This window comes from Streptococcus sanguinis (assembly GCF_900475275.1).
GTDB lineage: Bacteria > Bacillota > Bacilli > Lactobacillales > Streptococcaceae > Streptococcus > Streptococcus sanguinis_N.
This window is the reverse complement of record NZ_LS483364.1, coordinates 519,813-538,490: the sequence shown is the minus strand read 5'-3', so window position 1 is coordinate 538,490 and position 18,678 is coordinate 519,813. Positions and strand designations below refer to the sequence as shown.

The 18,678-nt window shown below is 44.8% G+C and carries 15 protein-coding genes, 1 other RNA gene and 1 pseudogene; 3 read left to right on the top strand and 14 right to left on the bottom strand.

Annotated elements, in window-relative coordinates; genetic code table 11:
• Positions 1-30: 30 nt before the first annotated feature.
• The 4 genes from DQM55_RS02765 to DQM55_RS02750 all read right to left on the bottom strand — a co-directional run bounded on the left by DQM55_RS02765 (position 31) and on the right by DQM55_RS02750 (position 5,251).
• The gene (locus DQM55_RS02765; RefSeq protein WP_111675394.1) at positions 31-2,418 is read right to left on the bottom strand and encodes a primosomal protein N'; all 2,388 of its coding nucleotides are present in this window, start codon (positions 2,416-2,418) and stop codon (positions 31-33) included.
• A gap of 60 nt (positions 2,419-2,478) precedes the next feature.
• Entirely contained in the window at positions 2,479-2,793 is a 315-nt protein-coding gene (gene rpoZ / locus DQM55_RS02760; RefSeq protein WP_002893503.1) for a DNA-directed RNA polymerase subunit omega, read from the bottom strand.
• 25 nt (positions 2,794-2,818) lie between these two features.
• On the bottom strand, positions 2,819-3,451 hold the full coding sequence (gene gmk / locus DQM55_RS02755) for a guanylate kinase (RefSeq protein WP_002893505.1): 633 nt from the start codon (positions 3,449-3,451) through the stop codon (positions 2,819-2,821).
• 186 nt (positions 3,452-3,637) lie between these two features.
• Positions 3,638-5,251 (bottom strand): ribonuclease Y, encoded by a 1,614-nt coding sequence (locus DQM55_RS02750; RefSeq protein WP_002893506.1) that lies wholly within the window; start codon positions 5,249-5,251, stop codon positions 3,638-3,640.
• A 364-nt stretch (positions 5,252-5,615) separates the two neighbouring features.
• Between DQM55_RS02750 and DQM55_RS02745 the strand changes: the two genes are divergently transcribed.
• Positions 5,616-6,098, top strand: coding sequence for an S-ribosylhomocysteine lyase (locus tag DQM55_RS02745; protein WP_002893508.1), 483 nt, complete (start codon positions 5,616-5,618; stop codon positions 6,096-6,098).
• A gap of 102 nt (positions 6,099-6,200) precedes the next feature.
• Here DQM55_RS02745 and DQM55_RS02740 read toward each other — a convergent pair whose 3' ends face one another.
• The 5 genes from DQM55_RS02740 to DQM55_RS02715 form a co-directional block, all read right to left on the bottom strand.
• Positions 6,201-7,658: a cell division site-positioning protein MapZ family protein gene (locus tag DQM55_RS02740; RefSeq protein WP_111675393.1), complete on the bottom strand. Its 1,458-nt coding sequence runs from the start codon at positions 7,656-7,658 to the stop codon at positions 6,201-6,203.
• 12 nt (positions 7,659-7,670) lie between these two features.
• Positions 7,671-8,825: a THUMP domain-containing class I SAM-dependent RNA methyltransferase gene (locus tag DQM55_RS02735; RefSeq protein WP_111675392.1), complete on the bottom strand. Its 1,155-nt coding sequence runs from the start codon at positions 8,823-8,825 to the stop codon at positions 7,671-7,673.
• 285 nt (positions 8,826-9,110) lie between these two features.
• An RNA gene (gene rnpB, locus DQM55_RS02725) (RNase P RNA component class B) lies at positions 9,111-9,478 on the bottom strand.
• 21 nt (positions 9,479-9,499) lie between these two features.
• On the bottom strand, positions 9,500-9,862 hold the full coding sequence (gpsB, locus tag DQM55_RS02720) for a cell division regulator GpsB (protein ID WP_050540601.1): 363 nt from the start codon (positions 9,860-9,862) through the stop codon (positions 9,500-9,502).
• Positions 9,863-9,933: 71 nt separating this feature from the next.
• Positions 9,934-10,461 carry an SLOG family protein gene (locus DQM55_RS02715; RefSeq protein ID WP_111675391.1) on the bottom strand — a complete coding sequence of 176 codons (528 nt, stop codon included), beginning with the start codon at positions 10,459-10,461 and terminating at the stop codon, positions 9,934-9,936.
• Positions 10,462-10,528: 67 nt separating this feature from the next.
• Here DQM55_RS02715 and recU point away from each other — a divergent pair, with 67 nt between their 5' ends.
• Positions 10,529-11,131 (top strand): Holliday junction resolvase RecU, encoded by a 603-nt coding sequence (gene recU, locus DQM55_RS02710; RefSeq protein ID WP_111675390.1) that lies wholly within the window; start codon positions 10,529-10,531, stop codon positions 11,129-11,131.
• Positions 11,124-13,262 (top strand): penicillin-binding protein PBP1A, encoded by a 2,139-nt coding sequence (pbp1a, locus tag DQM55_RS02705; RefSeq protein ID WP_061592652.1) that lies wholly within the window; start codon positions 11,124-11,126, stop codon positions 13,260-13,262. Before recU ends, pbp1a begins: the two co-directional genes overlap by 8 nt.
• 77 nt (positions 13,263-13,339) lie before the next feature.
• On the opposite strand, the gene pepC is transcribed toward pbp1a, so the two are convergent.
• The 5 genes and pseudogenes from pepC to trxB all read right to left on the bottom strand — a co-directional run bounded on the left by pepC (position 13,340) and on the right by trxB (position 18,663).
• Complete coding sequence (gene pepC, locus DQM55_RS02700; RefSeq protein ID WP_111675389.1) at positions 13,340-14,674, bottom strand: aminopeptidase C; 1,335 nt, start codon at positions 14,672-14,674, stop codon at positions 13,340-13,342.
• Positions 14,675-14,757: 83 nt separating this feature from the next.
• Positions 14,758-15,312 (bottom strand): annotated as a pseudogene (locus DQM55_RS02695) (GNAT family N-acetyltransferase); the annotation flags it as partial.
• A 47-nt stretch (positions 15,313-15,359) separates the two neighbouring features.
• A complete protein-coding gene (gene nadE, locus DQM55_RS02690; protein ID WP_111675388.1) occupies positions 15,360-16,184 on the bottom strand; it encodes an ammonia-dependent NAD(+) synthetase in 825 nt (274 codons plus the stop codon).
• Positions 16,181-17,641: a nicotinate phosphoribosyltransferase gene (locus DQM55_RS02685; RefSeq protein WP_111675387.1), complete on the bottom strand. Its 1,461-nt coding sequence runs from the start codon at positions 17,639-17,641 to the stop codon at positions 16,181-16,183. Before DQM55_RS02685 ends, nadE begins: the two co-directional genes overlap by 4 nt.
• 107 nt (positions 17,642-17,748) lie before the next feature.
• A complete protein-coding gene (gene trxB, locus DQM55_RS02680) occupies positions 17,749-18,663 on the bottom strand; it encodes a thioredoxin-disulfide reductase (protein ID WP_002923365.1) in 915 nt (304 codons plus the stop codon).
• Between the last annotated feature and the right edge of the window lie 15 nt (positions 18,664-18,678).

The following is an 18,678-nucleotide window of genomic DNA, read 5'->3' as shown; positions in this document are numbered from 1 at the left end:
TGCAACAACCTTAATCTCGGCTAAAAAGCTTTACATAAAATTTTGTGGTTCATTATCAATTGTCAGACGTAAATCTTTATTGTCCCGATTCTGTGTCCAGTCCAAGACTTGATTTAGTGTCGCCTGCAGCTTGTCTTCAAAGCGATATTTGAGCAAAATCTGATAATGATAGAGATTGTGGGTACGAGCTATGGGCTTCGGCGTTGGACCCAAGATTTGCACTTTTTCTGACAGACCGCTCCGCAGAACATCCATAACCTCATAGGCTTTTCGCACTGCTGTCTCTTCATCCTTATGCGACAGAGTCAGGCCGACCGTAAAGTAATATGGCGGATAGCCTAGCTGCCGGCGGATTCCCATTTCATAAGCATAAAAGCCCTCGTAATCCTGCTGCTTGGCAAACTCAATGGCATAATGATGAGGATTGTAGGACTGGATAAAGACCTGACCAGCCTTTTCAGCCCGACCAGCACGGCCTGCCACCTGAGTCAGCAGCTGGAAGGTTCGCTCTGAAGAGCGAAAGTCCGGCAGATTAAGAGCTGTGTCTGCATTGAGTACACCAACTAGCGTCACGTTTGGAAAATCCAATCCCTTGGCAATCATCTGAGTGCCTAAGAGAATATCTGCCTGCCCCTGACCAAAGCTTTCTAAAATAGCTTCATGACTGCCTTTCTTACGGGTCGTATCTACATCCATCCGCAAAATACGAGCCTGTGGAAAGAGCTGAACCAGCTCATCATAGGCTTTCTGCGTCCCAGTGCCATAATAGCGGATGCTGCGGCTGGCACAGTTAGGACAACTATGAGGGATGTTCTTAGTAAAACCACAGTAGTGGCAGTTCATGGTCTTGGTGTCCATATGCAGGGTCAGAGAAATATCACAGTTAGGACAGCTATCAACGGTCCCGCATTCCCGACACATAACAAAGCTGGAATACCCCCGCCTGTTGAGCATAAGAACCGTCTGCTCTCCCTTATCCAGACGATCTTGAATAGCCTTTAGCAGAACCGGGGTGAAATTACTGGCTTCATGCTGCCCGATGTAATCCCGAAAATCCACCACTTCCACTTGAGGAATCTGCGCCAGCGGATTTGCGCGCTTGCTGAGCAGCTGAAAATCATAGACACCACGGCTTGCTCGAGCACGACTCTCCAAGCTCGGAGTCGCCGAACCCAGCACTAAGACAGCTTGATTGTACTGAGCTCGCAAGAGAGCCACCTCTCTAGCATGATAGCGAGGATTGGAATCCTGCTTGTAGGAAGATTCATGCTCTTCATCAATGATAATGGCTCCAATATTTGTCAGCGGAGCAAAAATAGCTGAACGCGCACCAACAACAACCTGGGCAGCTCCTCGCTCCACCTTGCGCCACTCATCATATTTCTCACCGTCAGACAGACCAGAATGCAAAATAGCAACTTGGTCCCCAAATCTAGAAATAAAGCGATCTGTAACCTGCGGAGTCAGAGAAATCTCCGGAACCAGCATGATAGCGGTCTTGCCCTGGGCCAGTGCCTCTGCGATGACCTGCAGGTAAACTTCGGTCTTCCCGCTGCCAGTAACCCCTTCTAAGAGGACTGGCTGAGAATGACTCTGACCAATTTTCTGAGTGATTGCCGCAACCGCTGCAGCTTGTTCATCATTTAAGGTCAGGCTTTGCTGCTGCCGCTCCTTTTGGAAATAAGCAGCAGAACGGCTGATTTCTCTATCTTCTATGTTAATTAGATTTTCTTTGATAAAGTAATTAATAATATCGCGCGAAAACTTTTCTCGTAAATCAGCCAAGAGCTGGCTGTCCTGCTGCTCCAACAAGACTTCTTTTAATGCTTGTTTTTTCTTGGCTTGTCGGGGAAGGTCATGATTTTGCAGAGCGGTATGATTGACCTGATACCATTTCTCAGTCTTAATATGCTTCTTGTCCGTCGCCTGATACTCCAGCCGAATGCGGCCAGTCTGGGTCAGTCGCATCAGCTTGGCCTGGCTTTTCTTGTCCAAATCAGAAAAGCGAAGGCTGTCCTCCTGTCCAAAGATAGCTGAACGTTCCTCATCATTCAGCAGCTCCGTCTGATAGAGTAGTTTATCATAGCTGGAGTTGAGAAGACTAGGCAGCATGGCCTTTAAAAGGCTAATCTTATAGGAAAAGACTGACTTGCGCAGCTCGTCCGCCAGCCAGAGCTGTTCCTGATTCAGCACGGGACTGAAATCAAGGACTTCCGCAATCTCCTTCAGCTCTTCTCGGTCTCCCATCTCATCAAAGCCGACCACAATCCCCTGAATCAGGCGATTTCCCTGCCCAAAAGGGACATGGACCCGCATGCCAGCCTCCAGCATCCCTGCAAACTCTTCTGGAATAGCATAGCTATAGGGCTTGTCCGTCTGCATCAGAGGAACATCCACAATAATCTTTGCTACTTTCACACTCTCACCCCGCTTTCCTCAACATCATTACAGAAAAAATAAGATTGAGCATCCCCAACCTTAAATCTTCTCACCTTCTTCTTTTTCTTTAGCGATTTGCTCTTTAATCTTGCGCTCTTCTTCTTCTTTACGCAGACGCTCTTCTTCTGCCCGACGGCGAACTGCCTCGCGCTTGCCTTCTGGATCTGGATGGATAACGACATTGCCGGATTCAATTTCTTCCAAAGCACGAAGAGTGGATTTGACAGACTTGAATTCCTGCGTAGCGGGAGCTCCAGCTTCAAGCTCATGAGCGCGCTTAGCTTCTAAAATAACCAAGGAATATTTTGACGGAACCTTGTCCAGCAAAGTGTCAATAGACGGTTTTAACATCATAATTTTCTACCTAATTTCTAACTTTCTATCGAATAATCGTTTCATTTTTTGGAAGCATGTCCTGATAACGGCCGATAACACGGTCTACTCGGAAATGCTCTGCTTCAATCACGCGCTTGACACGGTCGGCAGCCAGCGGCACCTGATCATTGACAATGGCATAATCATACTCGCGCATGAGGGCAATTTCTTCTTTGGCCTTTTCAATGCGCTGGGCGATAATCTCCGCACTGTCTGTCCCACGTCCGACCAAGCGGTCTTTAAGTTCTTCTAAGTCTGGAGGAGTCAAAAAAATAAAGACGGCATCTGGAACTTTTTTCTTGACTTGTAAAGCTCCCTGAACCTCAATCTCTAGGAAGACATCAATACCTTTATCCAGCGTTTCATTGACATAAGTCAGAGGCGTCCCGTAGTAGTTTCCTACATACTCTGCATACTCCAGCATCTGGCCCTGGCGAATCAACTCTTCAAACTCCTCGCGAGTGCGGAAGAAATAGTCAACTCCATCCACTTCACCTGGACGCTGAGGACGAGTCGTCATGGATACCGAGTACTGGAATTGGTTATCAGTGCTTTCAAAAATTTCTCGTCTAACAGTCCCTTTTCCTACACCAGAGGGACCAGAAAAGACGATTAGTAAGCCTCGTTCCGTCATCATGTCTCCTTCACAGTCTTTCTATCTAGTGTAACAAAATTAGACTGATATTTCAAGAGGATAGGAAGAAATGTATGTGTCTAGAGTTTTGAGAAAATAGAAAAATAAGCAAGCAATCATACGGAAAATAAAATAGACCAGCAGAACATTCAAGAAAAAAGCAATCTGTTACCAGACTGCATTTCTTCTTTATTTTGCGTAGTCAACGGCACGCATCTCACGGATAACCGTTACCTTGATATTGCCCGGATATTCCAAGTTGTTTTCGATCTTTTCACGAACATCGTGAGCCAAAATCGTAATCTTGTCATCCTTAATCTTGTCCGGCTGAACCATAATCCGGATTTCCCGGCCGGCTTGTAAAGCAAAACTGTTCTTGACACCCTTGAAACTATTAGCGATTTCTTCCAAATCTTGGAGACGCTTGATATAGCTTTCCAGAGATTCACTGCGGGCACCTGGCCGAGCGGCACTAAGAGCGTCTGCTGCAGCTACGATAACAGCAATGACACTTTCTGCTTCCACATCCCCGTGGTGGCTGGCAATGGTATTAACAACGACTGGATGCTCCTTGTACTTACGAGCCAGTTCTGTTCCAATTTCCACGTGGCTCCCCTCAACCTCACGGTCGATAGACTTGCCAATATCATGGAGGAATCCAGCACGGCGAGCTAAATTAGCATTTTCACCCAGCTCAGCAGCAATGATACCGGAAAGCTTGGCAACCTCAATAGAGTGCCGAAGGACGTTCTGACCATAAGAAGTGCGGAACTGCAAGCGACCCATGATTTTCATCAGATCAGGATGCAGATTAGGAGCTCCGATTTCATAAGCAGCGGCTTCTCCGTACTCACGAATGCGATTGTCAATTTCCAGGCGGTTCTTCTCAACCAACTCCTCGATGCGGGCTGGGTGAATGCGACCGTCTTTCAAAAGTGCTTCCATGGTCATACGAGCAATTTCGCGACGAATCGGATCAAAACCTGAGAGAGTAACCACTTCAGGCGTGTCATCAATGATGACATCAATACCAGTCAGACTTTCAAAAGTTCGGATATTGCGACCTTCACGGCCAATAATCCGGCCCTTCATACTGTCATCTGGCAGATGCACCGTTGAGTTGGTTTGCTCAGCGACATAATCACCGGCAATACGCTGCATGGCTTGGACCAAGATATTCTTCGCAACCTTGTCAGACCGCTCTTTGATATCTTGCTCAGCATCCCGAATCCTAGTCGCAATCTCTTTAGAAAGCTTGTCTTCGGTCTGCGTCAAAATAATATCACGCGCTTCTGTCTGCGATAGCGAAGCAACTCGCTCCAGCTCTGCTGCCTTCTGCTTTTCAAGTTCCGCTACTTGTTCTTCACGCGCATCAATGTGTTTAGATTTATCTGAGAGACTTTGTTCTTTTTGCTCCAAAGCCTTTTCTTTGTTGCTTAAATTATCGTCTTTGCGGTCAAGGGTCGAAGCACGCTCTGTCAAGCGGCTTTCGATTTGTTTCAACTCTTGACGCTCAGACTTAAATTCTGCATCAACTTGTTCACGATATTTTCTGGCTTCTTCCTTTGCCTCCAAAAGTGCTTCTTTTTTAAGCGAACTTGTTTCCCGCTTAGCTTCTTTGACAATCAAATCAGCTTCACGTTCAGCCTGTCCGCGTAAATTGGTTGCTTCTTGTTCAGCATTTAAAAGAGTAAGCTCCGCAGCTTCTTTAGATGATTTCATCTTAGCCGAGACACTTACATATCCAATCACTAAACCAATGATGGCAGCAAAAACAGACATAATTATAGGAAATAGGTCCATGTTTTTACTCCAAATCTATTTAATTGTTGAATTCAAAATTCCATACTATTCTATCACAAATCTAAAAAATTCACAAACCTATTTTTTGAAAATCAAGAAAGCTTTTGTCCATTTTTTAGAGACAAAATCTTCAACGTTTGTAGAAGCCTGAGCACCAAAACTTTTTCAAACCATAAGCACGATTGTTCAAATTTTTCATTTTTCTAAAACTTAAACTTTATTCCCAAATAAAAAATTTTTATGCTATAATCAGAGAAGAAAAGATGCATATGAGATAGGCTTTTTCTTCGCTAACAAGACAAACCAATGGCTTGATATCACTAGAAAAACCTTCTCGCACTCACTACATTGTAAAGGAGAAACCATGTCTAAAGAAGTTATCGTCGAAAGCTTTGAGCTGGATCACACCATTGTCAAAGCGCCTTATGTCCGCCTTATCGGAGAAGAAACTGGCCCTAAAGGCGACATCATTTCCAATTTTGATATCCGTCTGGTTCAGCCGAATGAAGATTCAATCCCGACAGCCGGTCTGCATACTATCGAGCATTTGCTGGCCATGCTGATTCGCAAGCGCATTGATGGTATGATTGATTGCTCACCTTTTGGCTGTCGCACTGGTTTTCACATGATTATGTGGGGCCAACACAGCTCCAGCCAGATTGCTCAGGTCATCAAATCCTGTCTGGAAGAAATCGCTGAGTCAACTAGCTGGGAAGATGTCCCTGGAACAACCATTGAATCCTGCGGAAACTACAAGGATCACAGCCTCTTCTCAGCCAAAGAATGGGCTAAACTTATTCTCAGCCAAGGAATCTCAGATGATGCCTTTGAACGCCATGTGATTTAAAACAATAAAAAGTTCTCGAAATCGAGAACTTTTTTTGTGCATGTATAATGAAATCCATCAACAAACTAGAAAGTCAGCTGCTGAAGAAATGTTCAAAGATGACTAGAAATCAAGTGAGTCAGCATGACCTGGTCCATTGCCGACGAAGTATCCCGTCTTACAGTTGATACTGAAGAGGTAGGTGCCGTCTGGTTTGAAGAGGTTGTAGTAGCCGTTTCCTTTGATAATATTGACGCGTTCCAGAATATAGTTGTCTCCAGAAATATAGCCGCGCTCACGAGATGTTTGCAAAATCTTCTCCAGAACACCAGGATTGAATGTCCAAGCTGGATTGTTGACGTCATCAATAGCTGCTTGGTTATAAGGGACACGACTGAGATCTCTCTGAAGATTTACTCCATTGCTAGGAAGACCATAGCCAGAGTGTGAGCTGGAAGCGCCTGAACCAGAAGCAGATGCACTTGAACCGCCGCTTGTACCCGCACCAGTGCCTCCCTGATCAGTAGCAGGAGCTGGTGTTGGTACTTGTTGACTACGTCCTTGGGCAATTGCTGCCTTTAGAACTTCATCTAATTTAGCATTGCCACTTGATACATCTGAGAAGGTCGCATTTGTATTCGCCTTGGCATCCTTGTTCAAGACACCGTCAGTAATCGCTCCGCCGTCAAACTGCGAATTGACACTTTGGATAGCCGAAATCTGCTTGACCAAGGAATCATACTTGCTCTTAGCGGCATCATAGTCTTTGCTGCCTTTTAGCTTTTCAAGTAATGCTTTTAATTTTTCCAAGTCACCAAATTTACTGTTTTTGACAGCTGTTTGATTGCTATCTGTGAAAAATGCAGCATACTCATCATTAAAGGACTTCAAATCCTTGGCAATATTATCAGAGCTAGAGGAAGACGAGCTCTTTTTGCTGGACTGCGATGTTGAAGAGTTGGAGCTTGTAACGGTCTTGTGGCCCCAATTATGCCCCAGAGCAAAGTAAAGCCCTGTGCCCGCTACAGCAATCCCTAAAAGTCCTAAGACTGGATAAAGGAAAGCTTTTTTCTTGTAGAAAGGCGTCTTAGGAACCTGTAATTCCTTCTCATCAAGCGGTTCTGGAATAGGACCGTAAGATGTCTTTTGAACGGGAGCGGCAGGAACCGCATCAGCTTGCTCTGAGCGTTGACTGCGAGAACCTAAGGGGTTTGGAGCTGCTTCTGGCTCACTTGCTCTCTCAGTGCCTGTCAACTGAGCTGTTGGAATCTCCTGTTCACTTTCAACCTCTTGCCGTCTTTCTTTGATGAAGTCGGTCAAATCAGAAGAGGCTTGCTCAGTTTGAGCTGCTTCCTGCTCCTGCAGCTTTCTGATTTTCTGGGTTTCAAATTTTCCAGCTTCGATTTCCTGACGGTGCTGCTTGATATACTTATCTAGCACATTGTCACTTTCATTCACACCGGCTTCCAGCTCCTCTTTTTTACGAGTGGCTTGTCCGACTGTCATTTCCTTGGCCTCTTCAAAATCAAGGACCGACTCTTTCTTTTCTTCTTCCGGTGAGTAGTTTTCTTCTTTCGTCACGGCAAATCCTTTCTAATCTAACTGACGTTTGACCCGCTGGCCAAAATACTGATATAAATCAACTTTTAAAGTTCCATTATAAAGTTTGCGTTTTTTATCGGCCTGACTGCCGTATTTGCTTTCAAACGCTTCATCGCTAGTCAGGATAAACTTGCTCCAAGTTTTGAGCGGAGCAAAGGTTTCTCCCATTTCCTGATAAAGACGAGTCACAGTCTCATCATCTAGGAGGCGCTCCCCATACGGCGGATTAGAGATAATCACACCATTAATCTTATCTGTATGCAAATCCTGCAGACGCATCTGCTTGAAGTGAATCTGCTCTGCAACTCCTGCTTGCTCAGCGTTTTTTCGAGCTAGTTCTACCATACGGCCATCGATATCCGATCCAGAAATATCCAGCTGGATGGTCTGATCAATCTGACTGAGTGCAGTCGAGCGAGCCTGAGCTACCAGGTCTTTATCCACCCAATTCCAGTCTTCAAAGGCAAAGGAACGATGGAGTCCCGGCGCCATCTTCATCCCAATCATGGCTGCCTCGATACAAAAAGTACCAGAGCCGCAAGTCGGGTCTATCAAAGGCTTATCAGGATACCAATTGGAGAGGAGTAAAATAGCTGCTGCCATATTCTCCTTGATTGGTGCACCGCCCTTATCTGCCCGATAGCCACGTTTGAAGAGGCTAGATCCTGTCGTATCAATCATGACTGTCACAACATCTTTTAAGATAGAAACCTCTATCCTAAACTCAGCTCCATTTTCCTGCAGGAGCACCCCTTCCGGACGTGCATAATGCTTCTGCAGCTTCTTGACAACTGCCTTTTTAGAAATAGCCTGAACACTAGGCTCATTGTGAAGTTTTGACTTGACGCATTTAGCCTTGGCAATAGGAAATTTAGCTCCCAGCGGTAGATAATTCTCCCAATCCAGAGCAAAAACTCCCTGAAAGAGCTCTTCAAAAGTCTTAGCTGGAAAACTGCCAACTACAATCTTAATCCGATCGGCCGCGCGCAGCCAGAGATTGGTTTGAATAATGGTACTGACATCACCCTCGAAGCGAACCCGGCCATTTTCGACCTGACAATCAAGTCCCAGCTCTCTGATTTCACGGCCGACGACAGCTTCTAGCCCTGCCGCTGCGGTCGCAATTAAATTAAATTTTTCTTTCATCTTGGCTTTTTAAATGGATTCCAATCTATATAAACAAAGGGAGTGAGACAAAAATCGTGATTTCGTCACATCGATTTTCCTCACTCTCCCTTTTTAAATTTTGGGCTGAGAAGGTTTCGCTACCATTTATCAGCTAGCTCATTCCTTGAAATATCCATCAGACAAATGAAGCAACAGCTAGTTGAACTTGGCAGAGAATAGAGCGCTCAGCCACTCTCTTGCTATTCTATTATAAAATTTAAAGAGGACAGGACTTGCCGTCCCAGCCTCAGCCTATATGCAATTTTCTGTAAGCCATGTTTTGTTCCGGAAATGACTAGGTACCATTTCCTTCGATAATCATCTGTCTACTGTTTCCAGTCAGAGTGCTATGTTCGCTTCCACGCACTCCATGCCCCGACCAAAGTTTGGGTTGCTAGCTTGAGGGGTTTACCGCGTTCCACTTCTTCTGTTTCCAGAAGAACTACGTCACTGTGGCACTTTCAGACCTAATCAGACATATCCAAAGACTTAGCCATTTCAGTCGCCGTAACGGAAAAATCCGTCCCTAGGCTTATTTCTTCGCCTAGCACAAACACTACCGGCATCACAGCCAGTGCTAGCATGGACTTTCCTCATGAAAATCTAAAATTTCCACGCGATTATCCAAAAATTGCACTGTTCTAAAAGAACCATTATTCACGATCCAAAATCTGTTTCCCGAATACTTCCTTTTCGAGGCGGTTCAAGCGTTTCAAGATATCAAAGTTAGTCGCAGAAGTCATCTGAGGGAAGCTTTCCACAGTCGACTGAGTCGCTTGTGTTGATTGGACAGGCTGAGTCGGCTGAACCGGTGCTTTTTCAACCGGCTTCGCAGCCAACTCTTCCTTGAGACGGCGATTTTCCTCACGCAGCTCCTTTACCAAGGCTGCATAAGTCTCATAATCCTTGATAATATCATCCAAAAACTCATCCACTTCGGACTTACTATAGCCGCGTACTTCGCGTTTAAAATCCTGATCAAAAATATCTTTTGCTGTAAAAATAATACTTGCCATCTTCTCTCTCCAATCTAGTTTATCATATTCAATTATAAACAAAATGCCTAATAAAAATCAAGATTTATCATCTAATTTCCCGAAAAATTTTCGGCCACTTCATTCAAGTCATCAAATGTTAATTTTTTGATAAAATATTGTTCTTGTTTTTTCATTTCTTGGTAAAGATATTTCAGTTTTGTCTCCTGTTCTTCATCATAAAAGAGGTAGGCTCCGTCTGTATTTTGAATGACGAATTGATTGTAATCACGAAACTGACTAGGATTTTGGTAGGTCGGATAAGCATACTTGACGAAATCGGTTTGCTTAAAAGCAGCTAATTTTGCCTGATTGGCTTCGTTCCAATTTTCACCTTGATTCTCAAAGAGAAAGATGGTTGCCGTCTGAAATTCATAGTCTTTTTTCAATTCATTAGCTAGATCCAAAACCCAAGACTCGAAGCCCAGATTGCCCATAAAAACTAGCCAATCTACTCCTTCTTCCAAAAAACGGATTAAATCCCTCTTAGCGGCTTCTTTTATGATATTTATTCTCATATCTTTTTCCGTCGAAACGCCGATTTCAAAGGCTTTGTAGCCTGTTATTAGTAGACTGGTCATTTATTCTCCCTTAAAAAAGTTTTTTGTGGTATAATAGAGTGATGCTATTGTACCAATAAGGAGTTTTATGGTCAACTATCCGCATAAGCTAAAGGCAAAAAGCAGTATCAATAGGCCAGTTTCCGGCATGATTAACTTTGCCAATCGTGGGATGTCTTTTGAAAAGATGATCAATGAATCCAACAACTACTATCTAAGCAGAGGACTCGCTGTCATCCATAAAAAGCCCACCCCCATTCAGATTGTCAAGGTTGATTATCCGCACCGCAGCCGAGCCAAGATTGTAGAGGCTTACTTTCGGCAAGCTTCCACAACAGACTATTCTGGTGTCTACAAGGGCCATTATATTGACTTTGAAGCCAAGGAAACCCGACAGAAAAAATCGATGCCCATGAAAAATTTTCATTCGCATCAGATTGAGCATATGGAGGCAGTCCTTGAGCAAAAGGGCATCTGTTTTGTCTTACTGCATTTTTCCAGCTTAAGGGAGACTTACCTACTTCCCGCTTCTTATTTAATTGAGTTTTACAAGATCGACAAGGGAGGGAAGTCCATGCCTCTAACTTACATCCAAGAGCATGGTTATCCGATTGAAATGCAACAGCTTCCCAGCATCCCTTATCTTGAAATTATCGAACAAAAACTACTAGGTGGTATTATAAATGAATAAACAAACTCTTATGCAGGCTTTGAAATATCTTGCAAGTGCACTTATAACCCTGCTTATGATTGGATTCGTGATTGGCTGTTTGGTATTTACCTACTATGCGGTCAAGGCTCCTAAGCTTTCTGAAAAAGACCTAATCGCGACCACATCCAGTAAGATTTTTGACAGCAATAACAATTTGATTGCAGACCTAGGCGCTGAAAAGCGGGTCAATGCTGAAACAAGTGAAATTCCTACGGATTTGGTCAACGCCATTGTCGCCATTGAAGACCATCGCTTCTTCAATCACCGCGGGGTAGACTTTATTCGGATTGCAGGTGCCCTTGTTAGCAACATCCGCGGAGGTCGCCAAGGGGGATCAACTCTGACCCAGCAATTGATTAAGCTGTCCTATTTCTCAACCTCTTCTTCAGATGCGACTCTTTCACGTAAAATCCAAGAAGCTTGGCTGGCCGCTCAGCTTGAGCGTAAAGCAACCAAGCAGCAAATCTTAACCTATTATGTCAACAAAGTCTACATGTCTAACAGTAACTACGGTATGCAGACAGCAGCCCGAAGCTACTATGGCAAGGACCTAAAAGACTTGAGCTTACACCAAACAGCTCTACTGGCAGGTATGCCTCAGGCTCCTAACCAATATGACCCTTACACTCACCCAGAGGCTGCGACCAACCGTCGTAATCTGGTACTTCGTGAGATGCATGATCTCAAGTACATCACAGATGAGCAGTATGAGCAAGCTAAGAATACTCCTGTAACCGATGGACTTCAAAGCTTGAAAGCTTCCACTAGCTATCCTGCTTACATGGATAATTATCTTAAGGAAGTAATTGAACAAGTAGAAGAAGAGACTGGCTACAATGTCCTGACAACTGGTATGGAAGTCTATACAAACGTCAACACTGATGCCCAAAAGAAACTCTGGGATATTTACAACACAGGAGACTATGTAGCTTATCCAGATGACGAAATGCAGGTTGCGTCCACCGTTATGGATGTGCAAACTGGTAAAGTCATTGCCCAGCTCGGTTCTCGTAACCAATCTACCAATGTATCCTTTGGTACCAACCAAGCTGTTGAAACCAACCGTGACTTCGGTTCAACAATGAAGCCAATCACCGATTATGCTCCAGCTCTGGAAAATGAAGTCTATACTTCGACAGCCGCTCCTATCACGGATGCTCCATATAACTTCCCGTATTCCAGCACACCAGTCTACAACTGGGATAAGAAATACTATGGCGGGATGACGATTCAATACGCTATTCAGGAGTCCCGGAACGTTCCTGCCGTGAAAACGCTGGAAGCCGTTGGTCTGGATGAGTCTCTCAAGTTCCTAAATCGTATTGGGATTAACTATCCTGAAATGTTTTATGTTAATGCCTTTTCAAGTAATACCAGCAAATCCGGTAACGAGTACGGAGCCAGCAGTGAAAAAATGGCTGCTGCCTATGCTGCTTTTGCCAATGGCGGTACTTACTACAAACCTCAGTATGTCAATCGCGTCGTCTTCAGTGACGGAACGGAGAAGACCTTCTCCAACAATGGTTCCAAGGCTATGAAGGAAACGACAGCCTACATGATGACCGATATGATGAAAACAGTCTTGCAGTCTGGTACAGGTACAAACGCTGCTATTTCTGGTGTTTATCAGGCCGGTAAGACCGGTACCTCCAACTATGCTGACGATGAATTAGCTAAGTTGACCAAGCCTTACTACTATTCTAGCATTGTTACACCTGACGAGCTCTTCGTTGGTTACACGCCTAAGTATTCAATGGCTGTTTGGACCGGCTACTCTAACCGCCTGACACCAATTCTTGATGACGGGGTTAAGGTTGCAACAGATGTCTACCGCGAAATGATGCTTTACCTAGCTCAAGACGGCTCTGCTTCAGAAGATTGGGAAATGCCAGATGGTCTCTACCGCAGTGGCTCTTATGTCTACCTCAACAGTGGTACTGGCTATAACCGTTACTACAATAACCAGCAGTACTATAACTATTCTAGCTATAGCAGTTACAGTACAGAAGCTAGCTCTGACACATCAGCTTCCAGTGAGCATTCTGGTGATTCAAACAATAACTCTTCTAACCACAGCGACTCATCTTCCGGTAACGGTGGAGATGACTAGAGTGACGAAGATTAAAATATAAACTAAAAGAGTAAGAATGAAAAATTCTTACTCTTTTCTTATTCTCTCATCAAAGCTTACTTTGCCAAAGCTCCCATGGGATCCCAGGGAGATAAGACAAGAGGCTCTGCTTCATATGCAGCTAATTCTGCGGCTGTCAGAAACTCCTTTCGGACGACGATTTGATAGGTATATTCGTCCATCCAAGCGTCACTGGCTACGAAATAGCCCTTATTACCAACCTTTTCACCCCAAGAGTTTTCGACCTTCCATTTCTTAGCCTTACCATTTTCATCCAAGTCTACCCCTGTCAAGACCATGGCGTGGGTCATGAGGCTTTCGCTATAGTCCAAGCGGCCAGCCTTGTCCTGAGTTAGTCCAATATCCATGCTGGCAGTGAAATCGTGCATCCCCTCTGCCATAACACCTTCCTTGCGATTGCTAGACTGACCAACATCCGAGCCAAACCAAACGGTCTCACCAGCCTGCATTTGAGCGATAGCCAGCTCTTTTAGTCGGTCCATTTCAACATTCAAATAACGAACGGGCTTGCTGCCAACGACATTGCCCAACATCTCAACTGAATAGGACCGACCATAAGGCTTGTCTGCAGTCGGCGCATTGATGATAGAAACATAGTCATCTAGCTTTAGATCGACATATTTTTGATAGAAAGTCAGAGGTGTCAATCCGCTCTCGCTATGGAAATGATTGTCCTTATCGCGATAAGAAAAGTCAAACTGGCGAGGCGGCAATCCTAAATTCATAGCTAGAAAGTTAAAGACTTCCTGTAAGAGTTCTTCTTTCTTGGCCTGAAGTTCAGCCGATTCTGCCCCTTCCGCTGCTAATTCTCGCAAAATCTGCGCATCTTGACGCAGGAGTTTATTGAGAATCTGATTGAGCTCGCGACTGTCACTGGAAGAGATTGACTCTGGATAGACCGACTTGGGTACGACCCCGTATTTCTCAAAGAGGGAAACAACCATATCCCACTGACCGCCATCCTGCTGAGGCGTGTCTAAGAGAAACTTGACCTTGCGATTAGTCAATTCTTGGTCAGCTGTCGCCAGCACCTGCTCTAAGAACCAGTTGGATTTTTCATATTTATCCCAAAAGAAGGTATGGGCCTGAGATAGCTCAAAATCTTCCAATTGGAAGTTCGCAATCATCTTGTGGCGGAAAGTATTAAGAGCTGCAAACATCCAACAGCGCCCTGAAGCTTTCTGGTCACTGACCTTATCTTTCGTGAGATCTAGTGAAAAAACTGGTGTATTTTCCACGGCAGCGCTTCGCTTCTCCAAAGAAGTCAAAAGGCCATTGTGACTGATAGCATTTTCCATTGCTGCAAACTTGGGATTGGCCTCATAAGCAGCATACAACTTATCTGTAAAATCTTGTTCTAACGAATGCATAGAATCCTCCTTGTCATTATACATCTATTATAGAACTTTAAAAAAGGAGCGCAAGTAAAAAGGCTGGACAAAAGAGTCCTAGCCTTTTTTAAATCGGATTTTAGGATTCCATAGACGGAAACATCTTTGACTTGTCCTTTATGAAATACAGCCTGACGGAAAGTGCCCTCGTAGCTCATGCCAGCTTTGGCCATGACACGCCCAGAAGCTGGATTGGCTGTTACAAATTTTGCTGTGACACGATTGAAACCTGCGTCTTGCAAGAGGTTGTTCAAAACAGCTTTCAAAGCTTCTGTCATCAATCCTTGTCCCCAATAGTCTTTACTTAGAATGTAACCGACCTCGCAAGCATTGACTGCCTCATCCATGTCCACCACACTGATGTCCCCGATTACAGAATCAGGATTTTCTTTCAGGCAGATGGCCCACTTGTAAAAATCCATGTTTTGATAATTCTCAACCCAGCGAGCAATAGACTGTTTGGTGACTTCAGGACTCTCGTGAGCATCCCAGGTCACATGCAGCAAATTATCCGGACGAGAAGCCCAGTTGTCATACATAGCTTGTGCATCCGATTCCAGAAAAGGTCTTAGCAAAAGACGTTTGGTTTCAATGAACTGTGTACCTATCTTTTTCATAGCTTCCTCATTTCTTGGCTCAGACTAAAAAGATTCGATAGAGATTTTCACTTCCAAAATTCGTCAAAAATTGTAATTGGCAAATGGCGTTTGTGCTGGCCTTTATGCCACCAAGACTCGATAGTTTCTTGGGCTTGGGCTGAAACGGACTTACCTTCAAGATAATCGTCAATTTCATTGTAGGTCACGCCTAGAGCGACTTCATCCGCAATCCCAGGTTTTTCCTCTTCCAAGTCAGCTGTCGGCACCTTTTCATAGAGAGCCGGATCCGCTCCCAAGGCGGCCAAAAGCTGCTTGCCTTGACGTTTATTAAGACGGTAAAGTGGTAAGATATCTGCTCCGCCATCCCCAAACTTGGTGAAAAAGGCCGTGACATTTTCGGCTGCATGATCCGTCCCAATGACAGCCCCACTGTATGAACCAGCCAAAGCATACTGGGCAATCATACGGCTACGCGCCTTGATATTGCCCTTGTTAAAATCAGAGACTGTGGCACCCGTTGCCTCTACAGCCCTTGTCATAGCATCAGCAGATTCCTTGATATTAACTGTCAGACTGACATCAGGCTGGATAAAAGCAAGAGCCTTTTGCGCATCATCTTCATCTGCCTGAACACCGTAAGGCAGGCGGACAGCGATAAAACGATAGCCATTATCGCCTGTCTCAGCCCGCATTTCTTCTACAGCCAGCTGAGCCAAGCGGCCAGCCAAGGTTGAGTCCTGACCACCAGAAATTCCCAGGACATAGCTTTTCAAAAAAGGATGCTTTCTTAGATAAGCCTTGAGAAAGTCGACCGACTTGCGGATTTCTTCCTCCGGGTCAATCACTGGTTTGACGCCCAGTTGAGCGATAATTTCTTCTTGTAGGCTCATTTTTCTGCTCCTGTCTGGTAGGCTTTCTTGCGCATCTGGTCAATTAAGTCCATCTTATCCTGCCAAATATCTCGAGCCAGGTCAACTGGATAATCCTGTGGATTGAGAACCCGCTTGTACTCGTCCCAAAGTTTATCAAATTCCTTACGGGCATAGGCTTGAATTTCGGTCAGGCTCAGCTGAGAATAGACCAAATTTCCTTCTTGGAAAATCTCCACCAAAAGCGGTACAGCATCAAAATCCTTAACTGTCTTATTAATGTAGGTATAGGTTGGATGGAACATTTCCAGCTCTTCCAAGCCATTGACATCAAGGCCATCATAGGTAATGTAGTCACCCTCAGACTTCCCTTTTTCACGGCTGGTAATGCGCCAAACCTGCTTCTTTCCTGGAGTAGAAACTTTTTCAGCATTATTGGACAGCTTGATGGTATTGCGTAATTCACCAGTCTCATCTTCAATAGCAACAATCTTATAAACCGCCCCTAAAGCCGGCTGGTCGTAGGCTGTAATGAGCTTGGTTCCCACACCCCAGACATCAATCTTAGCTTTTTGCATTTTTAAGTTGAGAATGGTATTTTCATCCAGATCATTGGACGCATAAATCTTAGCATCAGGGAAGCCAGCTTCATCTAATTGCTGCCGAACCTTCTTAGAAATATAGGCAAGGTCTCCCGAATCAATGCGGACACCCAGAAACTTAATCTTGTCTCCTAGCTCACGCGCCACCCGAATGGCTGCCGGAACACCTAGACGCAGTGTATCGTAGGTGTCTACTAGGAAAACACAGTTATGATGAGTCCCAGCGTAAGCTTTAAAGGCTTCGTAATCATTTCCATAGACTTGAACGAGAGCATGGGCATGCGTTCCCAAGACTGGAATATCAAAGAGCTTGCCAGCCCGGACATTACTGGTACCGTTCGCTCCGCCAATCACCGCAGCCCTGGTCCCCCAAATAGCAGCATCCATTTCCTGGGCCCGGCGCGTACCGAACTCCATCAGAGGTTCATCTTCGATGACAGAGCGTATACGGGCTGCCTTGGTAGCAATCAGGGTCTGAAAATTAACGATATTGAGCAGAGCAGTCTCAACCAGCTGACACTGAGCCAGTGGACCTTCTACCTGCACAATTGGCTCATTGGCAAAAACCAAATCACCTTCCTGAACAGACCTTACGGTCAGGCTCATCTTGAGATTTCGCAAATAATCCAGAAACTCTCCGTGATAGCCCAGGGTTTGCAAATAATCTAAATCGCTCTGGCTGAAGGTCAGATTATTGAGATAGGAAATAATTCTTTCCAAGCCCGCAAAGACCGCGTAGCCGTTATTAAAAGGATTCTTACGGAAAAAAACTTCAAAAACCGCATGCTTGTTGTGAATATTTTGCTTGAAATAAACCTGCATCATGTTGATTTGGTACAAATCAGTGTGCAGAGTTAAACTATCATCTGGGTACATCTTCTTGCTCCTTTATGCTAGATACCTTATATTATATCATAATTCCAAAAAAGCTAAGCAAATCCTGTCAACTCACTTGAATAGACACACTTGCTTAGCTTATATTTTTATGCTTGCTCTGTAAGATATTTGTAGGCTTCCTGACTGGCAATAGCACCATCGCCAACAGCCGTCGTAATCTGGCGCAGGTCTTTCTGGCGAACATCACCAACAGCGTAAATACCTGCTACTGACGTTTTCATCTGATGATCCGTCAGAATCCAGCCAGCCTCATCAGTGATGCCCAAGCCCTTAGCAAATTCACTAACAGGATCTAAGCCAACATAGATAAATATGCCACCAAAATCTGCTCGGCTAGTTTCACCTGTCTTGACATTCTTGAAGGTTACGCCAGTCACTTTACGCTCATCACCATGGATACTTTCCACCACAGAATCCCAGACAAAGCGAATCTTTTCGTTGGCAAAGGCGCGATCCTGCAGCACTTTTTGTGCTCGCAACTCATCACGACGGTGAACAATGGTCACACTTTTTGCAAAGCGCGTCAGGAAAATAGCTTCCTCTACCGCCGAGTCGCCACCACCGACAACCAGCAGATCTTCATCACGGAAAAATGCGCCATCACAGACCGCACAGTAGGAAACGCCGCGGCTGTTGTAGTCTTCCTCGCCAGGAACCCCCAGATGACGATGATTGGCACCAGAAGCAATGATGACTGTTTTAGCTTCAAAACGCTCATCCTCTGTGATGATTTCCTTGAAATCACCTCGGTCTTCAATTTTCTCTACTAGGCCAAATAGATGTTCAACACCCAGATTCTCCAGAGGCTCAAACATTTTCTCTGCTAGCTCTGGACCGCTGATATTGGCATAGCCTGGATAGTTTTCAATGTCAGCAGTATTGTTCATCTGACCGCCAGGAATACCACGCTCCAGCAGGGCAACTTTTAGGTTGCTGCGGGCTGCATAGAGGGCAGCTGTCATGCCGGCAGGCCCAGCTCCAATAATAATTGTATCGTACATAACTCTTCTTTCTCC

Bases quoted from the DNA above. Each gene is read 5' to 3' on its own strand.
- gmk (WP_002893505.1), bottom strand. From the start codon at position 3,451: ATGATGACGGAACGAGGCTTACTAATCGTCTTTTCTGGTCCCTCTGGT.
- DQM55_RS02685 (WP_111675387.1), bottom strand. From the start codon at position 17,641: ATGTACCCAGATGATAGTTTAACTCTGCACACTGATTTGTACCAAATC.
- nadE (WP_111675388.1), bottom strand. From the start codon at position 16,184: ATGAGCCTACAAGAAGAAATTATCGCTCAACTGGGCGTCAAACCAGTG.
- gpsB (WP_050540601.1), bottom strand. From the start codon at position 9,862: ATGGCAAGTATTATTTTTACAGCAAAAGATATTTTTGATCAGGATTTT.
- pbp1a (WP_061592652.1), top strand. From the start codon at position 11,124: ATGAATAAACAAACTCTTATGCAGGCTTTGAAATATCTTGCAAGTGCA.
- DQM55_RS02715 (WP_111675391.1), bottom strand. From the start codon at position 10,461: ATGACCAGTCTACTAATAACAGGCTACAAAGCCTTTGAAATCGGCGTT.
- DQM55_RS02750 (WP_002893506.1), bottom strand. From the start codon at position 5,251: ATGGACCTATTTCCTATAATTATGTCTGTTTTTGCTGCCATCATTGGT.
- DQM55_RS02745 (WP_002893508.1), top strand. From the start codon at position 5,616: ATGTCTAAAGAAGTTATCGTCGAAAGCTTTGAGCTGGATCACACCATT.
- trxB (WP_002923365.1), bottom strand. From the start codon at position 18,663: ATGTACGATACAATTATTATTGGAGCTGGGCCTGCCGGCATGACAGCT.
- recU (WP_111675390.1), top strand. From the start codon at position 10,529: ATGGTCAACTATCCGCATAAGCTAAAGGCAAAAAGCAGTATCAATAGG.
- pepC (WP_111675389.1), bottom strand. From the start codon at position 14,674: ATGCATTCGTTAGAACAAGATTTTACAGATAAGTTGTATGCTGCTTAT.
- DQM55_RS02735 (WP_111675392.1), bottom strand. From the start codon at position 8,825: ATGAAAGAAAAATTTAATTTAATTGCGACCGCAGCGGCAGGGCTAGAA.
- rpoZ (WP_002893503.1), bottom strand. From the start codon at position 2,793: ATGATGTTAAAACCGTCTATTGACACTTTGCTGGACAAGGTTCCGTCA.